This is a genomic window from Virgifigura deserti (genome assembly GCA_003576685.1).
In the GTDB taxonomy this organism is placed as follows: domain Bacteria; phylum Pseudomonadota; class Alphaproteobacteria; order Dongiales; family Dongiaceae; genus Virgifigura; species Virgifigura deserti.
On sequence record QOZR01000018.1, the window covers coordinates 46,342 to 67,250 of the forward strand.

Here is a 20,909-nt window from a genome sequence, read left to right on the forward strand (position 1 = left end):
CGATCAGGACGGGCTCTGCCCGTCAAGGAGCGCGCGTTCCCGTCTATGGAAGCGATGCTCCTCGACGACCCGTCTGATCTTGTTCCTGAGCCGGGCGGAAAGCGACCTGTCGTCGATGAATTGCCTGTGCGCGTAATCGTCATAGGCATGATCGCGCGCGATCATCGGCGGATGCCGCAGCGGAAAGGATATATCTTGCAAGGCCAGCTTGCCGTAACCGCCACTCACCTTGGTATGGGTGGACTCCGGGCCGAAACCGATATTGCGCACCAGGTTCCGTCCGGGCACCGCCGTCAATCCGCCCTGGAGCCAGCAGGAGAACATGAACGGATAGCCCCAGGAATCGAACTTTCGAAGATAGGCGGAGGTCATGATCTTCTGCCAGTAGGCAGCCTGAGCCGGATCGGGAAAGACATGGGACAGCAGCGCGTTGTCGCGGACTTCCGGCCAAAGCGTCATCGCGGGATCGAAGGCCTCCCAGCTTCGTCGCCAGAAGGCGCGCCCCCAGGTGCATGGCAGGATCGAAAAGCCGTAGCTGTATTTGGACGACCAGGACGGCGACAGGCAGAGGCCGGTGATGGCCGCGACCCGGGGCTCATCCCGGTAGTGCCGCAGGAGATCCTGGCAGAACCGGAAAAAGCCGGGATGAGGAACCGTATCATCTTCGAGGAATATCGCCTCGTTCACCTGACTAAATACCCAGTCGGTTCCGCTGATCGTTCTCGCCCGGCACCCCATATTGGTGTCGGCGAAATCCGTCTTCACGTCACAAGGCCAAGTCACGTTCTCGATGACTGCGCGGGCTTGTCTACACTTCTCGTCGTCCGTCGAGTGAGATGGCCGCGGGCCGTCGGCAATGATGAAGAGCGTCTTCGGGCGGACCGCGGCGATCGCATCGAACACCCTCTTGGTGTGAGCGGGCCGGTTGAAGATCACGAAGGCCACCGGCGCTCTAAGATCGACGTCCGACATCGGCTCCGAGATGATCTCCGACATGGGCTCCGCCGCTCCTCCGATCAGGCTGTCGCCGCTCCGCCCCGGCACCTAGTGCAACACCGGAGAGCAGGCCTGTCACAAGCGCATGAGACCGACCCCCTATGAGCAGGCGATCGAACCGTAAGAGGTAATTGCGGTCGTGCCGACGGGTGTCGGATGATTCCCCCTGAACGCGTGCTCTCGAAGACCCGGCCGCCTCGCCCGGGCAGCTTTGTTTTTGCATCGAGAATTCAGATTGCTTGACAAGAAAACCATCGTGAAAAGCGCGATCTGGTCGACCGCCGGAAGCTGGGGCAGTCAAGTCATCGGGCTCGCGGTCTTCACCATTCTGGCGATCTTTCTCGGTCCGGAGGCTTACGGCCTGATCGCGATGGCAATGGCGGTCATCGCGGTTTCCGACGTTCTCATCGTCGGCGGCATCGCCGACGCGCTGATTCAGAGAAAGCAGCTCGCGCGGGAGCACATCGACAGTGTGTTCTGGCTGCTTATCGGGCTTGCCGCATGCATTGTCGCCTTGGCGCAGATTTGCGCCGGGCCGATCGCGAACGCCTTCGGCGAGCCACGCATCGCGGAGCTGATCCGATGGCTTGGCATTCTGCCGGTCCTGCATGCGCTGTCCGCCGTTCCCACCGCCCTGCTCACACGTGACATGCGCTTCGATCTGCTTGCCCTGCGCTCGGTGCTCGGGCTGAGCATCGGTGGCGCTGTCGGCATCGGCATGGCCCTAAACGGCTTCGGAGCCTGGAGCCTGGTGGGCCAGCAGCTGACCCAGCAGGCGATCATCGCCGCGGTTCTGTGGAGCACCGGGCGATGGCGCCCCGGGCTCAGATTCTCGCTCCGGCATCTGCGTGAGCTCCTGGGGTTCGGCAGCCAGATGATTGGCCTGAAGCTCGTCAAGCTGGGCGAACAGCAGTTGGTGCGCATCATCATCGGAGCGTCGCTCGGCCCGACGGCGCTGGGCTTCTTCCACATGGGATGGCGCCTGCTCGACATTCTGCGATCCTGTCTGCTCCTGCCGCTGGCCAATACGGCCATGCCGGCATTTTCGAAGATGCAATCGAACCTGCCGCAGGTTCGCCGCGCACTCCATACCGGTGCCCGACTCTCTACGCTGATCGGCTTTCCTAGTTTCCTGGGCTTGGCCGCCATAGCTCCGAGCCTGATCCCCTCCGTGTTCGGCGAGCAATGGGCCGGAAGCATCCGCGTGACACAGATTCTCGCGCTCCTGGGTGCCTTGTGGTCGCTGACCCATTTCTACGGCGCCGTGATGCGCGGATTGGGACGCCCGATGATGCAGTTGGCGCCGCAGATTCTGGGGTTCGCCCTGCTCTCGCTGATGCTGTTCTTCTTCGCGCGGCACGGCATCGAGGCGGTCGCGTGGTGCATGCTCATCCGGGCTCTGCTGATCCTTCCGCTCACCGCCTACCTGGCACGTCGCCTGACCGGTCTGCAGGTCAACAAGCAATATCGCGCCTGCTTGCCGGCGCTGGTCTCGTCGGTTGCCATGGCCGCCGCCGTGATCGGCTGGCGCTCGGCGATGACCGGCAGGTTAAGCGGCCTGATGATGCTGGCTTCCGGTGTCCTTGTCGGGGTCGCGGTTTATTGCGCCTGCATCGTCGTTCTCGATCGTCGCGTCGCCCGAGAGGTGATTGACCTGGGGATGGTGGCCCTGGGACGACGCCCCATTGCCGGAGTCGACTCATGACCGGTCCGCGAGAGGGCGGCCCGCGATCCAGTCGCCATCGCACCCCCTGAAGGAGCACCCGACAGATGAGCAGTGTCCTCGCGTTCTTCCTGTCCCCCGGCCGCAGCGGAACCCAGTGGATCACCGACGTGCTTCGCCGGGATTACTCGGACATCGCGGAGGTTGTGCACGAGCCGGTGACCCATAACTATCGGCCGAAATCGACCCTGCGCACCGGACGCTTTGCCGACGCCATCGAGCAAAGCGACGAGCTGAGGCAGCATCTGGCCCGCATCGAGACTCTGCTGCAGTCCGGACGATCCTATATCGAGACAGGATGGCCCGCCTTCGCTTGGATTCCCTACTTCATGGACAAGTACCAGCCGGCCATCAGGCTGGTTCATGTCACGCGCCATCCCGTCTACTTCGCGCTCTCGATGGAGACGCATGGCTTCTACAATCCTGATACTCGGAACGATGGCTATGTCCAGCATGCGCAGCTCGACCCGACGGATCCGGGCGTGCTGCACAAGGAATATGGCGATCGGTGGAACGGGCTGTCGCGTTTCGAGAAATGCCTTTTCCAGTGGCTCGAGATACATGCCTATGCGCTTGAGCTGCACCGCAAACATCCTGACGTGCCGTTCCTGCGCCTTCGCATGGAGGATCTCACAGCGTCAAACGCGGCCTGGGCTGAAATGACACACTTCCTCGGTCTGCCGGCCAGAGGCGCGAAGGCCCAAGCTCCGCGTCGAGGTCCCGTCGACAGATACAAATACAGACGCGACGCGATCTCCGACCCGACCCTCATTTTCAATCATCCCGCCGTTCTCAAGCTGGCGGCCGAATTCGGGTATGACCCCTACGACTTCGACAGGAGCGAAATCGCCGGCCGCTATCAGCGCCCTTGGCATCAACGGACACTGAAGAGCATTGGCAAGCGGATAATACCGAAGCGGTACCAACGCGCCGTCGGTCAGATGGCACATAGGCTGTGGGATAGTTGACGAGCCATTTCTTGCGAGGAAGCGAGCGGGCGCCCCCCTTTGGTGCCCCCTTGGTGCCATAGAGTTTCTCCGGGGCATGCAATGACGACACCAGGCCTCTTCCTTATTCCTCTGTCGCTGCTGCTGATCCTGCTGCCTTGGCGCCACAGCTTCGTTGCTCTCGTCCTGCTCATGATACTGGCCGATGTTGCGGTCATCATCGTCGGATCGTTCGGGGTGTCGCCCGTATTCTTCTACGGCAATCTGATAATTGCGCGCAGCGCGGTGGAGATTGCCTTCGGCCGACGCCATCTGAATCAGGGAGTGATCGAGGAAATCTATCCCCTGTTCTTTCTCTTCGCCGTCAACATCGTCGTCCTCTGGATCGCGCTGAGCGTCTTTCAGGGAAAGATCGACGTCATGACCGGCACGATGGGCTTCAATCTGAATCTGGCCCAGCCCTACCATCTCACGCGCGAAAACTTCACGCAGATCTTCTATCTCGCGTTCCACATCGTTCTGGTCTACGCGATCGCCCATCAACTGTCGTGGTTGGAACCGGTGGCGGCGGCGAAGATCGTGGATCGCGCCGTCGTTCTGGCGATACTGCTCGCGGCCGGCTTCGTCTTCTGGGAACTGGCGGCCTTTCACGCGGGCCTGACCTTTCCGGCGTGGTTTTTCCACTCCGATGTGCATTCCGGTGCATGGGGACAGGTGACCGCCGGCCACGTTCTGCGCGCGAGCGGCTCTTTCCCTGAACCGGCCGGGGCGGCCTTCGTCTTCGGTGGGTTCGTTCTCTATGCCTGGAAGCGCTACAAGCTGGGCATTGGCTCGACCATGCTGTCCATGGGGCTGCTTCTGATCAGTCTGGTCTCGCTCGGTGCGTCGACCTCAACGACCGCCTTCGCCCTTATGGGCTTCTTCGCGCTGGTGGCCGCCAAGGACATGCTCGGCTTCCATCTGAGGGCCCGCGGTGCACGATCCCGGCTGCGCCCCCAGGATTTCGTGGCCCTCCTTTTTCTCGGCGCGGGCCTTCTCGGCGCAAGTCTCTACCTCAACGCTCGCTGGGAGACTGTCGACGAGGTTCTGACCCGGGCCGTCTTCGAGAAGGATCAAACGGGCTCATTCGACGCACGGAGTTCAACCGACTTCATGGCACTCGACATTCTGGTCAAAACCGGCGGCCTCGGACTCGGCCTCGGCAGCCATAAGCCGAACAGCGCCGTGATGACGATCCTGTCCAACACTGGGATTCTCGGCTCTCTCGCCGTCGGACTGTTCTTGTTCATGCGCCTCAAGCCCTATCGCCCCCGTCTGTCCGCCACGGATGAAGAACCGATCCCGGTCACCGTACCGTTGCAATGGCTGCTGATCGGCTTCCTGCTCGCCCATGCCATCTCGAATCCGAATATAAATCACATCGGCGTCTGGATGGTCTCTGGACTGCTGATCGGGATCGCGGCCGGCCAGTGCCGACAGTTCGACGCAGAAGAGCGGTGGTACATGCTGCAGACCGAAGGAGCCGAGGGCCGTGTCAGATCATACCCGCGGCCGCTGCCATTACCGTCGGCGGGTCGGTCGAACGCGCGTTGATTGCCGTGGAAGAGATAGAGCAATGGGCGAAACCAGACGCCAGAACCCTCAAAGAAGGTGCTTTTGACACTATGACTACATACCGTACGAACTGGCTCCGCTCCGACCCCGTTTTCTACAACCAGCGGACAGGTAAGGTTAGCCGGTCGATCAACGACGTCATAGATTTCGCAAATCTCGAATTTCACCCTGAGGGCCTGAGCAACTATCTGGCCTTTGGATACTCGGTCTTCGAGCAGACGCCGATCAAGGACGTCAAGTTCCTGCGACACTCGTCCAAGCTGACCATAGAAGCGCAAGGGAACCTCTCACTCCAACAGTTGGACGATCCGGCGGAAGCGCTCCTGTCAGGACGGACCAGGGAGAGTGACGCAATCGAGCTGCTGCGGAACAGGGTCCAGGATTGGGAAAGCAGTGTCGACGGCCCGATCGTGATTCCAACCAGCGGCGGCTACGACTCGCGTATCCTCAATCTTCTCGTGAAGGACAAGTCACGCATCCGCTCCTTCACCTATGGCCTCTCCGACCGCCAGCTCGATCATTTCGAGGTGGTGCGCGCAAGAAAGCTCTCGGAGGTCATGGGAACGGATTGGACCTGGATACCGCTTGGCGATTTTCACGAATATCTCCCGGATTGGGATCGGCTCTTTGGACCATCGACGCACGCCCATGGAATGTACCACATGGAATTCTATGGAAAGATGCGCTCACTGGCCCCTGCGAACAGCTTCGTCCTCAGCGGCGTCAATGGAAGTGCTTGGGCGGGAGAGTTGCGTCCTCAATCCCCTCGGGGGCCGCGCGACCTGATCGCGCTGGGCTACACGCATGGGCTATGCGCTGATAGCAGCCAATGCGTCCTGCGGCACTCGGGAGACCTCTGGCTGCAATATTGGGAGGAGCACCGGGAGAAGCTTGCCGACCCTCTTTACTGCCTGCTCAGTCTCGTCCGGATGAAGGCGATCTTGCTCTGCTATCTGAAGCGCGTGCCGATCTCCCTGGGTTTTCAGGTATGGACTCCATTCCACGATATCGATGTCGCATTCGCGATGCTGACGCTCCCACCGGAGAGGCGGCTGCACCGGGCATGGCAACGGGATCTTTTCCGGCGGCATGGTTTGGATCTGGAGGCCCTTGGACTGCGGGCGGCGCGGGCCGACACGATCAATCATCACGCAATGCGGCGCGTGCCGCTCGCCCCCTTGGATGCGCGCCTCCTCAGAGAAGCGGTCAAGCCATCCTACGTCGAATGGATCAATCGGAAAGTCATCGGGCAGATGCCTCTGGAAGAAGCCAAGAGGTGGATGCTGGGTCTGCCGAAGATCGGCGGCGCGATGCGCCGGCTGGGCATCACCGACGATAAGCTCAAGGCCTATCGGGCCTATCTGACCCTCAGGCCGATCGAGAATGCGATAAGGATGAGATCGTTGGCGCAGAAGGGCGCCGGCGCCGTGATCGACAGGACGTTTCGCCCAGCGCAAAAGTCTGAGGCAAGCGTGGCAGCCTTCGCCCCGGTTCCAGACACCCGTTCGATGCGGCACTCATCATGACCGCGCTGACCCTCGGTTTGCCCGTTTTCAACGGATCGCCCTTTCTCGCCCGCACGATCGAATCGCTTCTCGACCAGACATTCCGGGACTTCTCGATCCTCATCAGCGACAACTGCTCGAGGGATGAGACGAAGGACATATGCGAGCGCTATGCCCGCCTCGACCGGCGCATCGCCTATATCAGACAAGACCGGAACATCGGCGCCATCCCGAACTACAACTTCATCTTCACCGCGTCCGAAGGTCGATATTTCAAATGGGCGGCCGCCGACGACATCTGCCATCCCGACTACCTGATGGAGTGCGTCGGCGCCCTGGACAGCGACCCGGGCATGGCGCTGTGCCACAGCCGCGTTCGACTGATCGACGAGTTCGACGAGCCCCTTCCCTATGACGCAACGCTGGACCGTTATATCGACCGTGACGGGCGCCCGCGCATCGGCCCCAACGAACAGCCGATGGCGAAGGACGGGAGCGCCGTGGAGCGGTTCAAGGACGCAATCCGCAAGACCCCGCCCTGCTTCGACGTGTTCGGCGTCATCCGGCGGGACGTGCTGGCGAAGACGCGGCTGCATCGCCCCTGGTATGGCTCGGACCGCGTTCTACTCGCCGAGTTGGCCCTCTATGGGCGCCTGCACCGCGTCGACCGGGAACTCTTCTTCGGTCGAGAGCATGCCGGACAGTCGATCGCCCTGTCCCGGCGAGAACAGGCGCGCTGGATCGGACATCAACTGCGGAGTCGGTTGATTCCGGCCAACATGCAGTTTCGCCTCCAGCTGGCGAGCGCAGTCATGGAAAGCCCGCTCGGCCTGGGGGAGAAACTCGAATGCCTTGCATTCCTGTGCAGCAAGAGCACCTATCGCAAGCTGCTGGGACGCCGTTTCACGGAATCGTACATGCGATCGGCGCAGGGGCTCTCTCGCAGGGCCGAGCCTTAGAATCCCGGCAATTCATCCGGCGATCTGCCGGACGACCTCGAAGAAGCGCTCTCCGAAGGCATTCCAGTTCAGGCGCTTTTCGTAATCCGCGAAGCTCGATCGGGCGAGGTCGCGGTAACGGTCCAGGCTGCGGAAGCTGCCCTCGATCGCTTCGGCAAAGGCATCGGGCGGGCTGTCGGGCGCAAAGGTGAAGCCCGTGCGTCCGTGCTGAACGATCGTCGGGATTCCTCCGACATTCGTCGTGACCGACGGAACGCCGTACGCGGCGGCTTCGCAGAACGCCATCCCGTAGTTCTCGGCACGCGACGGCACGAAGAAGAAATGCGCCTTGGCAAGCAGGCTCTCGAGCCGGCGCCGATCCGTCGGATCGTTCTTGTCGAGCAGGCCGTGCAAGCGGGCATAGGGCGGCAGAGGGACGGGCGTTTGCGTAACGCCGACGATGTCGAGGTGGACCGGCACCTTGGCGCGGGAGAGGTGATCGCAGACCGCCAGAACGATATCCCCCCCCTTGCGGCGCCAGTCGCGCCCGACGAAGAGGAGATCGAGCCTGTCGAAGGGCCGGGCATCGATCCAGCCCTTTACCGTCGCCGCATCATGAACCTCGACGTTTGCCCCGAACGGGATCACATGGATCTTGCCGGGGTCCACACCGTAGAACTCGATCGCGCTTCTCGCCGCCCAGTCCGACGGATAAATCGCCGCCGCGCAGTTCATCAGCGCCTTCTGATCCTGCGCATGCCCCTGGCGTATGAATTCGGGCGCGCAGTTCGTGAAAGTGTCGTAGAAGTCGATGACGTTGGCGAAGGTCGCATCGGCACAGAAGACCTTCGGATGCGGCGTGTCGAGCTCCGCAATGGCATGCGAGCCGGGAGCGAACAGAAAGTCCGCGGCGATGCCGTTCACCCGCCGTTCGATTTGATGGGCGAGACTTCGCAGAAGCGCGGATTCCCGATCCGGTCGATAGACTTCCTCACCCAACCGATAGCGGATCTTCTTCCAGAGGAAGAGATGCTGCAGCCGCTGCTCCAGCGGGAACACCGGGACGATATCGGTGCCGCGCCGCTTCATCTCGCGCAGCACCGAGAATGGACGCCCCGATTGGACATTAATGTTGCTAGCGTCGAATTCGTAAGCGTAGATCGCTCTCATGGTCTTCTCGGCATCTGGGTTCTCGATATTGCCGCTACGGCGCATCGCCGCTCAGGTAGCGCGAGCTGCGCTTGCAGGATCTCGCGATACACGCGCGTCAGCATTTCCGCGTGGCGCATTCGGTCCGGGGGAGCACGCCAATAGGCTTGGTAGGCGCCGCGACTCAGCCGCTCGGCCAGTCGGTCGTCCTGCAGCCGCCTCAGGCAATCCTCCAGGCCGCCGACATCGCCGGGATCGACCAGCAGACCCGACAGTCCGTCTTCGATCAGGTCCACGGCGGCTGTCGCACGGCTGACGATTGCCGGCACGCCATGGGCGAGAGCTTCAGCCACTACCAGACCGCTCGTTTCGAACCAGAGAGACGGGAACAGCAAGGCCCGCGCCGATGAGAGCGCTTCGGCGACCGCTTCGGCGGAGCCCCATGGCAGAATGCGTGCTTCGGGATAGGTCGTGCGGATCGCCTGCTCGGCTGGCCCGTCCCCGAGGAATGTGATCGGGACCTTGGCGGCATGCGCCGCCGCCGCCGCCTGGACGCACCCCTTCTCCGGCGTGAAGCGGCCGATATAAAGAAAGCCTCGGTTTCGGCCAACCTCGACGCGCGCCCGCCGGTCGGCGTCGACCGGGTTCGGAACGACGAAACTATTTGCGCCCTTCGGCAGGAATGGTTCGACGGCCCATTTGGCGAAGGACGATACATGGATCAGGTTGACCGGCTGCGAAGCTCTTCGCAGCGACCGCCGGATCGCTCCCTGGCGGATAAGACGGACGACCTTGTGCGGATAGCTTCGTGCGTCGCAGTTCGCGCCGATGCATGCCGCCGAGAGGGGCTTTACCTGGCAAGGGACCTGACGCTTGAAATCGTAATAGGCGCCGTTGGGGCAAACGGTGAAGTAGTCATGCAGAGTGATCGCGACCGGGCAGCCGGATGCTCCCGCCGCGGCAATGGCGCTCGGGCTGAAGCACTTGGTCCATTGGTGGAAGTGCACGATGGCGTCGCGCGAGCCGATCGCCTGCAGTTCCCCGGTCAGGCGACGAGCCGCCTCGACGTTCCAGATGCCCTGAATCGCCGCCTCGGTTCGTGACGGCCGATCCCAGATGTTCTGCAGATCGAAACAGCGGGTTTCGATATTGTGGTGCGACAGCAGCGGGTTGATCGGCGGAATCGCACAGATGAACAGGACGCTCACGCCGCGCTCCGCGAGCCCGCGTGCGCTGAGAATCGCGACTTTCGCGGCGCCGCCGGTGATATCGCCGAAGTCGCTGATGATGACAACCCGCATGAGCTGTGTTCCGTGATTGCCGAACCGGGCCGATCAGGAGAGGGAGGCCGCCGTCATCCGCGGGCCTCCGGCCGATACTTCAAAAGCCAGGCGCAGGTCCCGGAGATGCCGTCCCGAAGCGCGGATCTCAGCCGTGGCGATCATTGCGGCCCGCCTCGCGAAGCACCACGTTCAGATCGGATTGGACCATCTCCGCAACCAAGTCGCGGAAGCCGGTCTTGTGGGTCCAGCCGAGCGTCTCACGCGCCTTGGCCGCACTGCCCAGCAGAAGGTCGACTTCCGTCGGGCGGAAGTAGCGCGGATCCACCTCGATCAGGGCGTCGCCGGTCCTGGCGTCGAGCCCCTTTTCGTCGACGCCCTTGCCGCGCCACACGATCGTGCGGTCGACCTGGCCAAAGGCCACCTCGACGAACTCGCGCACGGTGTGTGTCTCGCCGGTGGCGAGCACATAATCGTCGGGCCTGTCCTGCTGCAAAATGCGCCACATGCCCTCGACATAGTCGCGCGCATGGCCCCAGTCGCGCTGGGCGTCCAAATTGCCGAGATAGAGGCGGTCTTGAAACCCGTAGTGGATCGCGGCGACCGCGCGGGTGATCTTGCGCGTGACGAAGGTCTCGCCGCGGATCGGGCTCTCATGGTTGAACAGGATCCCGTTCGAGGCATGCATGTCGTAGGCCTCGCGATAGTTCACGGTGATCCAGTAGGCATAGAGCTTGGCCGCCGCATAGGGCGAGCGCGGGTGGAACGGCGTCGTCTCGTCCTGCGGGACCGCCTGCGCCTTGCCGTAGAGCTCGGAGGTGGAGGCCTGATAGAACCGGGTCTGCCGCTCCAGCCGCAGGATCCGGATCGCCTCGAGCAGGCGCAGCGTGCCGAGCGCGTCGGCGTTGGCCGTGTATTCCGGCGTCTCGAAGCTGACCTGCACGTGGCTCTGCGCCGCCAGGTTGTAGATCTCGTCGGGCTGCGTCTCCTGGATGATCCGGATCAGGTTCGTGGCGTCGGTCATGTCGCCGTAATGCAGAAAGAAGCGGGCGTTCGTCTCGTGGGGATCCTGATAGAGATGGTCGATGCGCTCGGTGTTGAAGGAGGAGGAGCGCCGCTTGATTCCGTGAACCGTGTAGCCCTTCGACAACAGCAGTTCGGTGAGGCACGCGCCATCCTGCCCCGTCACCCCGGTAATAAGCGCAACTCGGTTCGACACTGAACAATCCCCTCACGTTGCGCCCAACCATGCCCCCAACCAACCCATGGGGCCGAGCATAACAACGAACCGGGTCGACAACCGCCGTTCAGCGGAGGTAGCCCGCTTGGGTGAGCCATATCGCCGCTCTCGCAATGTCGGTCCGCCGGGCACGTCGCGTGATGGAGGCGGTCGAATGCCGGGCACCGCCATCGGCCGCCCCATCAGTCGTCTGGGCACGCCCGCGATGCCTCATTTGGCTGGGATCGCTAGCTCGTTCTTTCCGCCCACTCCACTCCTGGGGTTCGGAAGTGCGGTGAGGCATTGCGCTATCATTTCCGGTCATCGTCGCTGCGACTGGGTATTTATCGTGGGAGAAGGATCATGACGGAGCGCGTTCTGGTAACCGGTGCCGGCGGCTTCATCGGGCATCACCTTGCCAAGTTTCTCGTCGCCCGTGGCGCATGGGTCCGGGGCGTCGATCTCAAGCATCCGCAGTTCGAGCCGTCCGCCGCGCATGAGTTCGAATGTCTCGATCTGCGGCGCATGGACAATTGCCTGGCCGCGCTGCGCGACATCGAGATCGTCTACCACTTGGCGGCGGATACGGGCGGGATCGGCTACATCACCAACAAGCACGCGCAGATCGCGCGCAACAATACGATGATCAACCTGCACATGCTCGAGGCGGCGCGGATGAAGCGCGTTCAGCGGTTCCTGTTCGCATCGTCCGCCTGCGTCTACCCGCAGCATCTCCAGAAGAACGCCGCGGCAAAGCCGCTTCGCGAGGACGATGTCTTTCCGGCCGATCCGGACGAGGGGCACGGCTTCGAAACGCTGTTCATGGAGAAGCTCTGTCAATATTACGCCGAGGATTGGGGCCTGGAGACGCGCGTCGTCCGGTTTCATGACGTCTACGGGCCGCTCGGCCCCTATGATGGCGGCAAGGACAAGGCACCGGCCGCGATCTGCCGCAAGGTGGCCCTCGCCGCGCCAGGGGACAGCATCGAGATATGGGGCGACGGCGAGCAGACCCGTTCCTTCATCTATATCGACGATTGTGTGGAGGGGCTCTACCGGATCATGCAGTCGGACTGCTGCGCGCCGCTGAACCTCGACACGGATGCCAGGATCACGATCAACGAGCTGGTCAACATCATCTCGGCTATCGCCGGCAAGAGCGTGATGGTGCGCCACAACCGCGCGATGCCGCAAGGCGCGCGCGGCCGCAACAGCGACGGCACGCTGCTGCGGCATGTGCTCGGCTGGGCACCACGAATTTCCTTGGACCATGGGCTGATCCCGACCTATCGCTGGATCTCCGACCAGCTTGCAGCGCGCAGCAACCTGATGGTCGGCGAACCGTTCCATAAGCCGAAGGAGATCCATCGCCCGAGGAACGTCGCGGCGGTCTAAGAGTGCCTAACGAATCGAGAAGGGGCGCCCTCTCGGAAGGACTCGCTCGTCCGCGCTGCTCCACCTTTGCGATGAATGGTACCTCGATCGCATCGTTCAGACCTTGGTCAGGCTGATTTAACCTTGGAGCATGGCGGCAGGCGGCAGCGCGGCCGGAGCTACCGTCAACCGCCGATGATCGGGCGCGAAGAAGGATGGCAGCCGGAATGTTCGCGGATTTCTTTAACGGCTTTTTCTCGGCGCCGGAGGGGGCCCAGCCATCGAGCGAAGCGAGTTCAGCTCAGTCCACAACCCGGCGCCGCGTTCACGAGCGTTTGTCGAAACGCAGCATCGACATTGTCGGCGCACTTGCAGGGCTCCTCTTCTTCATACCGTTATTCGCCCTCGTCTACCTGCTGGTTCGGATGGACGGCGGGCCCGCGATCTTCGCGCACTCCCGTGTCGGGCGGGATGGCACGTCGTTCAAATGCTACAAGTTTCGCTCGATGGTGGTCGATGCCGACCGCAAGCTCGCGGAATATCTCGCCCGCGACCCGGCCGCCCGGCTGGAATGGGAGCGGCACTTCAAGCTGGTCGACGATCCGCGGATCACGCCCGTTGGCCGCGCTTTGCGAAAGACGAGCCTCGACGAACTTCCGCAGCTGTGGAATGTGCTGAAGGGCGACATGAGCCTCGTCGGCCCCCGGCCGATCGTCACGGCCGAAGGAGCGCGATATCAGGACAACATCGTTTGCTACTACAGCTGCCGCCCCGGCATCACCGGGCTTTGGCAGGTCAGCGGGCGCAACGATGTCGATTACGAGTCCCGCGTCGGGCTCGATGTCTCCTATGTGAAGAACTGGTCGCTTCTCTTGGACGCAGCAATCATCATGAGGACCATCGGCATCGTCATCACACGCAAGGGGGCCTACTGAAGGAACGCCGCAGCCTCAGATCAGAAGAACGAGGGCAACGATAATACCCCAGCAGATCAGCGCGCTGCCGACCAGAAACCAGAATTTCTGCTGAATCGTCCAGCCTCGCGTTTGCTCGCGACGATGGACGCTTCTCAGAACCTTTCGAGCCGCTTCCAAATCCCGCCCCATGCCAATCGCGCCCCGTTCATTCGGATCAGGGGAAAGCTATTTACCATAACAAAGAGTTAACGCGGCAACCGCCTCATCGTCGCGCGCACGGCGCAAGCCATGCCCAGGGCGGCTTTCCAGCGCGTGGAATGGGCGAATGTCGTACGTCTATAGAGGAGCGATTGACCCGTTCCGCCGGGGCTAGCCATTTGGAGTGTTACCATTGTCCGTGCCCGCACCCCATTTGCCCTGGGCGCCGCCGCATTGCCCGATGACATCATGACATGCACGGCGCGACACCATGAGGGGAAGCGCCGGAACCGGATACGGCGAACGGGCGGTCATGAAAGTAGCAATCCTTGCCGGTGGACAGGGGACAAGGCTCGCGGAGGAAACCGCGGTCAGGCCCAAACCGATGGTCGAGATCGGCGGTCGGCCGATCCTCTGGCACATCATGAAGCATTACACCCATTACGGCTTTACCGAGTTCGTCATCGCGCTCGGTTACAAGGGCGAGTGCATCAAGCGCTATTTTCTCGACTACGCGGCCCTCGAGGCCGACCTCACGATCGATCTGCGCACACGAGCGGTTCGCTATCACCAGGCTGAATGCAGCGACTGGGTGGTCGACCTGATCGATACGGGAGAATCGACGGGCACCGGCGGGCGAATCCGACGCCTGAAGCCCCATATCGGGGACGGCACCTTCATGGTGACCTGGGGCGACGGAGTCTCCGATGTCGATCTGCACGGTCTGCTGGCGTTCCACCGGTCGCATGGGCGGCTCGCGACGATGACCGTCGTCCGGCCGCCCGGCCGCTTCGGATGCGTGGTTCTCGACGGTCCGCGTATCGCGGAGTTCAGGGAAAAGCCGGCGAAAGGCGAGAACTGGATCAACGGCGCCTTCTTCGTCCTGGAGCCCGGCGTCTTCGACTATATCGACGGCGATCCAACCATGTTCGAGCAAGAGCCGCTCGAGCGACTGGCCGCCGATGGCGAGCTCATGGCCTATCGGCACAGCTCGTTCTGGCAGTGCATGGATACGATCCGTGACAAGGCACTACTACAGGCTCTCTGGGAAGAGCCGCAGCCACCTTGGAAGCTTTGGGAGTAGAGCAATGCGAATTCTCGTCACCGGTCACTGCGGCTATATCGGTTCGGTCCTCGTGCGCATGCTGATCGACGCAGGCCACGACGTCGTGGGTCTCGACTCCAATCTCTTCGAGGCGTCCGTCTATGGTGGCTGGGACTGGCCCAGCTTCCCGAGCATTCACAAGGATATTCGCGACGTCGAACCCGCGGATGTCGACGGGTGCGACGCGGTCCTGCATTTGGCCGGCATGTGTAATGATCCGCTCGGCGACCTCATGCCGGCTCTGACAATGGCGATAAATCACGCGGCCACCGTTCATCTCGCCAAGGTCGCACGGAGCGTCGGCGTCTCGCGCTTCGTCTTCTCATCCTCCTGCAGCATCTACGGCGCCGCCGGCGAGGATTGGGTAGACGAATCGTCCCATCCCAATCCGGTGACCCCTTATGGCGTCTCCAAGCTTCGCGCGGAGCAGGATCTCGCGCGCCTGGCGACCGACGACTTCTCGCCCACCTTTCTGCGCAGCGCCACGGCCTATGGCTTCTCCCCGCGCATTCGGTTCGACCTCGTGCTCAACAACCTGGTCGCCTATGCCTTCTGCAAGCATCGCGTCCTCATCAAGAGCGACGGAACGCCCTGGCGCCCGATCGTCCATATCGAGGATATCAGCCGCGCCTTCCTGGCCGCGCTGGAAGCGCCGCGCGAACTCGTTCACAGGGAGGTCTTCAACGTCGGCATCACGACGGAGAACTACCAGATCCGAGAGCTGGCGACCCTGGTCGAGCGTACCGTGCGGAACTCGAGCATCGAATATGCGGCCGGAGCGTCGCCCGACAAGCGGACCTACCGCGTCGACTGCTCCAAGATCAGCCGGGCCCTGCCGGGCTTCAAGCCGCAATGGACGGCGCTGCGCGGCGTCGAGGAGCTCTATCACCGGTACCGCATCATTGGATTGAGCGTCGAGGATTTCGAAGGCCCACGCTACCAGCGCCTCGCTCATCTGAAGGCTCTGCTCTCCACCGGGCGGCTTGACGGCACGATGCGATGGAGCGGGCCGACGGCCGATGTTCCAGTCCCGGATGCAAGCGGCCGGGCGCCGGCCCTGTCCAAGGTGTAAGACCATGCAGATCACGGCATGCCGATCCTGCGGCGAATCCGATCTTGTCGACATTCTCGATCTCGGCGACATGCCGCTCGCCGACCGCCTTCTCGACCAGACATCGCTGGAGGAGCCCGAACCGCGCTTTCCCTTGAATCTCGTCTTCTGCCCGCATTGCAGCCTGGTCCAGATCACCTATACGGTCGCGCCGGAAGAACTGTTCTGCAGGGACTATCCGTACTATTCCTCGTTTTCTCCCGCCCTCCTCGCCCATTCCAAGGCCAACGCCCTGGAGCTGATAGCCAGCCGTCGTCTCAGTCCGAAGAGCTTCGTCGTCGAGATCGCGAGCAATGACGGCTATCTGCTGAAGAACTTCGTCGAGCGCGGCATTCCGGTTCTGGGCATCGATCCCGCCGAAGGGCCGGCCGGCATCGCCAACGCCGACGGCGTCGCCACCTGGAACAGGTTCTTCGACATGCCGACCGCCGAGGCGATCCGGCAGGAGCATGGCCGCGCCGACGTGATCATCGCCAACAACGTGCTGGCGCATGTGGCGGACACCAACGGCCTGGTCCAGGCGATTGCCAGCCTCCTGAACACCGACGGCGTCGCTTCGATCGAGGTTCCCTATGTGCGCGACCTCGTCGACCATTGCGAGTTCGACACAATCTACCATGAGCATCTCTGCTACTTCTCGCTGACGGCGCTGACCAAGCTGTTCGGCCGGCATGGCCTCACGGTAAACCATGTCCAGCATCTCGACATTCATGGCGGGTCCCTGCGCGTCCATGTCGGACATCGGCCGGACAGCAGCGCGGCCGTCACGGAGATGCTGGCGGACGAGCGCGCCATCGGCCTGGACAGCTCGGCCTATTTCGCGAATTTCGCCGGCCGCGTCCGGGCGCTGAAGACCGAGCTTCTGCAGCAGCTCGATCATCTGCGGACTCAGGGATATCGGGTCGCGGCATATGGGGCCGCGGCCAAGGGCGCGACGATGCTGAACTATCTTGGGGCGGACACGAGGCTGCTGGACTACGTGGTGGACCGCAACTTCCACAAGCACGGCAAATTCATGCCGGGCCAGCATCTGCCGATCCTCCCGACGGAACGGCTTGAAGAGGATCGGCCCGACTTCGTGCTGTTGCTGGCTTGGAACTTCGCGAGCGAAATTCTGACGCAGCAGAGTCGGTATCGGGAGGCGGGCGGACGCTTCATCATTCCGAGCCCCGAGCCGCGTGTTGTCTAGATCCGCAGTGATGACCTTCGAGCATTCGGAGAGGGAGCGCGCGATGACGAACGACTCTCGCTGTCCAAGCTGCGCGTCAACGAACTCTCACATGTTCTATGAAGTTCGGCAGGTCCCGACGAACAGCTGTCTGCTAATCGCCGACCGGGACGAGGCGCTGGCGTTCCGCCGCGGCGACATCGAGCTTCGGTTCTGCCGTGGCTGCGGCTTCATCTTCAACGCCGCCTTCGATCCCAGCCTGACGGAGTATTCCAGCAGTTATGAGGAGACGCAGGCTTTCTCATCGACCTTCAACACCTTCCATACGCGTCTCACCGGGCAGCTCATCAAGCGCTATGGGCTGACCGGAAAGCACATTCTGGAGATCGGTTGCGGCAAAGGCGAGTTCCTGACCCTGCTCTGCGAGCTCGGCGGCAATTCGGGCGTGGGGTTCGATCCCGGCTATGCGGCCGACCGACATGCCCCCCATGCGAACGACCAGATCACCTTCCGACGCGAATTCTTCACAGAGGAAACCGAGCTGGAGCCCAGCGACTTCGTTTGCAGCAAGATGACCCTGGAGCACATTCCCGAAACCGCTCGCTTCGTCGATCTTTTGAGACGGGCGACGACGCAGCGCGGCGCCACGCTGTTCCTGCAGGTGCCCGACGCCGTCCGGATCCTGAAGGAGTGCGCCTTCTGGGACATCTATTACGAGCACTGTTCCTACTTCAGCCCGGGGTCGCTGGAGCGGCTTCTGGTCAGTAACGGTTTCGATGTCGGCGACGTCTGGACCGATTTCGAAGATCAGTACCTGATGATCGACGCGCGCCCCACGGTCAACGGCTCGCCGCATCGGTCGGAAAGCGCAATCGTGGAGCCGGTCGGCCAGTTGGAGCAGCTCGTGGTCAACTTCACCAAACGCTGGATCGAGAAGCAGGCGCTGTGGCGGAAGACCCTGGCGGAGTTCGCCTCGATGGGGCGGAAGGTCGTGATCTGGGGGTCCGGGTCCAAGGCCGTCTCGTTCCTCACCACCCTGTCGCTGAGCCACGAAATCGACTGCGTCGTCGACGTTAATCCATACAGGCACGGAAAATACATGCCGGGAACCGGGCATCGGATCGTGGGACCGGACGAGGTAGCCCACATCCACCCGGACATGGTCGTAGTGATGAATCCCATCTACCGGACCGAGATCCGGCAGGCCCTGGTGGACCGTGGCTGTGCGCCCATGGTCCTGACGGTCTGATCACGATGCCGGCGGCACAGAATCGCACCTGCCTCATCTGCGCCGGCACGGACCTGCTTCCGGTTCTTGCGATTCCCGGCGTGCCGGTTCTCTGCAACCGCCTGCTCGCCCATCGAGAGGAGGCGGTTGCCGTCGCCCGCGGCGATATCGACCTGGTCGCCTGTCGGAGCTGCGGTCATCTGTTCAACCGCGCCTTCGACCCGGCTCTCGTCGGCTATGAGGGGAGCTATGACAACGCCTTGCACTTCTCCGGGCGCTATCAGCGCTACGCCACCGCCACAGCCCGGAGACTCGTCAATCGATATGATCTCAGGGGCCGGCGGATCGTCGAGATCGGTTGCGGCCGAGGCGACTTCCTCCGGTTGCTTTGCGGACTCGGCGGCAGTCGGGGCGTCGGCTATGATCCGAGCGCCCAAGAACCGCCATTGGCGCATCCATTGGCGCAGCCATCCACCGGAACCGAGTCCGACGATGTGACGATCATCGGGGACATCTACCGGGCCGGAGCGACACAGGACGCCGATTTCGTCTGCTGCCGGCACGTGCTGGAGCACCTCCTCGATCCCGTTGCGGTGCTCCGTGCGGTCGGCGAGGATCTCGAACGCACGAAAGGTGCGGCCTTCTTCGAGGTTCCCGACGCATCGCTCGTCCTGGATCAGCTCAGCCTCTGGGACGTCATTTACGAGCACGTGTCCTATTTCTCAGGCAGTTCGCTGGTGACGGCGTTTGCGCAGGCAGGGCTGTCGGTTCGCGACGTGCAGTCCGCCTTTGGCGGCCAGTTCCTGTGGGCCGAGGCGGTTGCCGGCGCGGGGGCAAATGCGAGTCCGACACCGCCCAGTCCCGCGCATCACGCTTCAGTCGCATCCTTCGCCGAACGGGTGGACCGTCTTCTGAGCCATTGGCGGAACAGGATCGCCGGCTATCGGCGCGACGGTGTCCGACTCGCCCTCTGGGGCGCCGGGTCGAAAGGCGTGATGTTTCTCAACCTGCTGCAGCTGAACGACACCAACGATCTGCCGTACGTCGTCGACATCAACCCGCGCAAGGCGGGCTGCCACATCGCCGGAACCGGACAGCGGATCGTCGCTCCGTCCGATCTCCGTCGCTATCAGCCAGACGTCGTGCTGGTGATGAACCCCGAATATCGCGGGGAGATCGCCCGGAGCCTGCGCGAACATCAGGTGCGCGCCCGAATCGACCTGGTGCTTCCGCGTCGAAGCCATGACGGTGCCGACGCGGACCCTGGGGACGCCCCTGGGAACACGTCGGCGGCCCGGATCGCCTGGGCCTGACGATTACAGCCTGCCTTTCAATCGGTGGTAGCCCGCACGAACGTCCTGATATCCCCACCGAGACGTTTGCCGACGCTCGGAACTGCGGTACCCAGCAATCATGGAAGATTCGAACACAGCAGTACCGGTGCATAATCGGACGGAGCACCTGGATGACGGGTATCCCATCGGAACATGTTACCCGGTGATTCTTTGCGGCGGCTCCGGCACGCGGCTGTGGCCGGTGTCGCGGGCGGCCTATCCGAAGCAGCTGATGCCGCTGACCTCGGAGCTGACGCTGCTGCAGGAGACGCTGCAGCGGGTCGCCGACCCCGCCCGCTTCGCCGCGCCGCTCGTCGTCTGCAACGACGAGCACCGCTTCCTGGTCGCCGAGCAGGCGCGCGCATTGGGCGGCGCGCCGATCACCATCCTGCTCGAGCCGACGGGCCGCAACACCGCGCCCGCGATCGCGGCGGCCGCGCATCTTCTCGCCGCGCAGGATGGCGAGGCGGTGATGCTGGTGCTGCCGTCGGACCATTATGTCGCGGCGCCCGGGCGGTTCCGGGAGGCGGTCGACCAGGCCGTCCGCGCGGCGGATGCGGGCGCGCTGGTCACCTTCGGCATCGCCCCCGACAAGCCGGAGACCGGCTATGGCTACGTCCGCCAGGGCGCGGCGCTGGCCGGCTGCCCCGGCTGCTTCGCGGTCGACCGGTTCGTCGAGAAGCCCGACCGCGCGACGGCCGAGGCCTATCTCGCCGAGGGCGGCTATGCCTGGAACAGCGGCATGTTCCTGTTCCGCGCCGCCCGCTATCTCGCCGAGCTCGCGCGGCTCGAGCCGGCGATGCTGGCGGCGACCCGCGAAGCCGTCGCGCGGGCGGTGCGCGATCTCGACTTCCTCCGCCTCGACCAGGAGGCCTTCGCCGGCGCGCCGGCGCGCTCGATCGACTATGCCGTGATGGAGCGGACCGACAGCGCCGCCGTCGTGCCGCTCGACATCGGCTGGAGCGACGTCGGCTCGTGGGCCGCGCTGTGGGAGACGGCGGCGAAGGATGGCGCCGGCAACACGCTCATCGGCGACGTCCTCGCCGCCGGGCTCAGGAACAGCTACATCCGGGCCGAGAGCCGGCTGGTCGCCGCGGTCGGCC

Annotated in this window: 17 protein-coding genes; 13 read left to right on the top strand and 4 right to left on the bottom strand. The window is 63.1% G+C overall.

Translation table 11 applies throughout. The features are described 5' to 3' along the window. Positions 1-3 precede the first annotated feature (3 nt). Complete coding sequence (locus tag DT069_RS23035; protein ID WP_119462691.1) at positions 4-996, bottom strand: glycosyltransferase family 2 protein; 993 nt, start codon at positions 994-996, stop codon at positions 4-6. A 235-nt stretch (positions 997-1,231) separates the two neighbouring features. Between DT069_RS23035 and DT069_RS23040 the strand changes: the two genes are divergently transcribed. The 5 genes from DT069_RS23040 to DT069_RS23060 all read left to right on the top strand — a co-directional run bounded on the left by DT069_RS23040 (position 1,232) and on the right by DT069_RS23060 (position 7,744). Next, the gene (locus DT069_RS23040; protein ID WP_162913398.1) at positions 1,232-2,701 is read left to right on the top strand and encodes a lipopolysaccharide biosynthesis protein; all 1,470 of its coding nucleotides are present in this window, start codon (positions 1,232-1,234) and stop codon (positions 2,699-2,701) included. A 65-nt stretch (positions 2,702-2,766) separates the two neighbouring features. Further along, complete coding sequence (locus DT069_RS23045) at positions 2,767-3,687, top strand: hypothetical protein (RefSeq protein WP_119462693.1); 921 nt, start codon at positions 2,767-2,769, stop codon at positions 3,685-3,687. Between the two features lie 81 nt (positions 3,688-3,768). Next, a complete protein-coding gene (locus DT069_RS23050) occupies positions 3,769-5,259 on the top strand; it encodes a hypothetical protein (protein WP_119462694.1) in 1,491 nt (496 codons plus the stop codon). Further along, positions 5,256-6,806 (top strand): asparagine synthetase B family protein, encoded by a 1,551-nt coding sequence (locus tag DT069_RS23055; protein WP_162913399.1) that lies wholly within the window; start codon positions 5,256-5,258, stop codon positions 6,804-6,806. Before DT069_RS23050 ends, DT069_RS23055 begins: the two co-directional genes overlap by 4 nt. Continuing rightward, positions 6,803-7,744 carry a glycosyltransferase family 2 protein gene (locus DT069_RS23060; protein ID WP_119462696.1) on the top strand — a complete coding sequence of 314 codons (942 nt, stop codon included), beginning with the start codon at positions 6,803-6,805 and terminating at the stop codon, positions 7,742-7,744. Before DT069_RS23055 ends, DT069_RS23060 begins: the two co-directional genes overlap by 4 nt. Positions 7,745-7,756: 12 nt before the next feature. On the opposite strand, the gene DT069_RS23065 is transcribed toward DT069_RS23060, so the two are convergent. The 3 genes from DT069_RS23065 to gmd form a co-directional block, all read right to left on the bottom strand. Then, positions 7,757-8,893 carry a glycosyltransferase family 4 protein gene (locus DT069_RS23065; protein ID WP_162913400.1) on the bottom strand — a complete coding sequence of 379 codons (1,137 nt, stop codon included), beginning with the start codon at positions 8,891-8,893 and terminating at the stop codon, positions 7,757-7,759. Next, positions 8,890-10,173 carry a glycosyltransferase gene (locus DT069_RS23070; RefSeq protein WP_119462698.1) on the bottom strand — a complete coding sequence of 428 codons (1,284 nt, stop codon included), beginning with the start codon at positions 10,171-10,173 and terminating at the stop codon, positions 8,890-8,892. Before DT069_RS23070 ends, DT069_RS23065 begins: the two co-directional genes overlap by 4 nt. A gap of 127 nt (positions 10,174-10,300) precedes the next feature. After that, positions 10,301-11,371, bottom strand: coding sequence for a GDP-mannose 4,6-dehydratase (gmd, locus tag DT069_RS23075; protein ID WP_119462699.1), 1,071 nt, complete (start codon positions 11,369-11,371; stop codon positions 10,301-10,303). 363 nt (positions 11,372-11,734) lie between these two features. On the opposite strand from gmd, the gene DT069_RS23080 reads away from it, so the two are divergent. The 8 genes from DT069_RS23080 to DT069_RS23115 all read left to right on the top strand — a co-directional run. Further along, entirely contained in the window at positions 11,735-12,766 is a 1,032-nt protein-coding gene (locus tag DT069_RS23080) for an NAD-dependent epimerase/dehydratase family protein (RefSeq protein WP_119462700.1), read from the top strand. A gap of 314 nt (positions 12,767-13,080) precedes the next feature. Further along, positions 13,081-13,680 (top strand): sugar transferase, encoded by a 600-nt coding sequence (locus tag DT069_RS23085; protein WP_425450492.1) that lies wholly within the window; start codon positions 13,081-13,083, stop codon positions 13,678-13,680. Between the two features lie 493 nt (positions 13,681-14,173). Further along, positions 14,174-14,944, top strand: coding sequence for a glucose-1-phosphate cytidylyltransferase (gene rfbF / locus DT069_RS23090; protein WP_119462711.1), 771 nt, complete (start codon positions 14,174-14,176; stop codon positions 14,942-14,944). A gap of 4 nt (positions 14,945-14,948) precedes the next feature. After that, the gene (locus DT069_RS23095; RefSeq protein WP_119462702.1) at positions 14,949-16,037 is read left to right on the top strand and encodes an NAD-dependent epimerase/dehydratase family protein; all 1,089 of its coding nucleotides are present in this window, start codon (positions 14,949-14,951) and stop codon (positions 16,035-16,037) included. Positions 16,038-16,041: 4 nt separating this feature from the next. Continuing rightward, positions 16,042-17,265: a class I SAM-dependent methyltransferase gene (locus DT069_RS23100; RefSeq protein WP_119462703.1), complete on the top strand. Its 1,224-nt coding sequence runs from the start codon at positions 16,042-16,044 to the stop codon at positions 17,263-17,265. A gap of 91 nt (positions 17,266-17,356) precedes the next feature. Next, a complete protein-coding gene (locus DT069_RS23105; protein WP_425450493.1) occupies positions 17,357-18,493 on the top strand; it encodes a class I SAM-dependent methyltransferase in 1,137 nt (378 codons plus the stop codon). 5 nt (positions 18,494-18,498) lie between these two features. After that, complete coding sequence (locus tag DT069_RS23110; protein ID WP_119462704.1) at positions 18,499-19,785, top strand: class I SAM-dependent methyltransferase; 1,287 nt, start codon at positions 18,499-18,501, stop codon at positions 19,783-19,785. 184 nt (positions 19,786-19,969) lie between these two features. Beyond that, positions 19,970-20,909, top strand: a 940-nt coding sequence (locus DT069_RS23115) for a mannose-1-phosphate guanylyltransferase/mannose-6-phosphate isomerase (RefSeq protein WP_425450494.1), incomplete at its 3' end; no start/stop codon positions are given.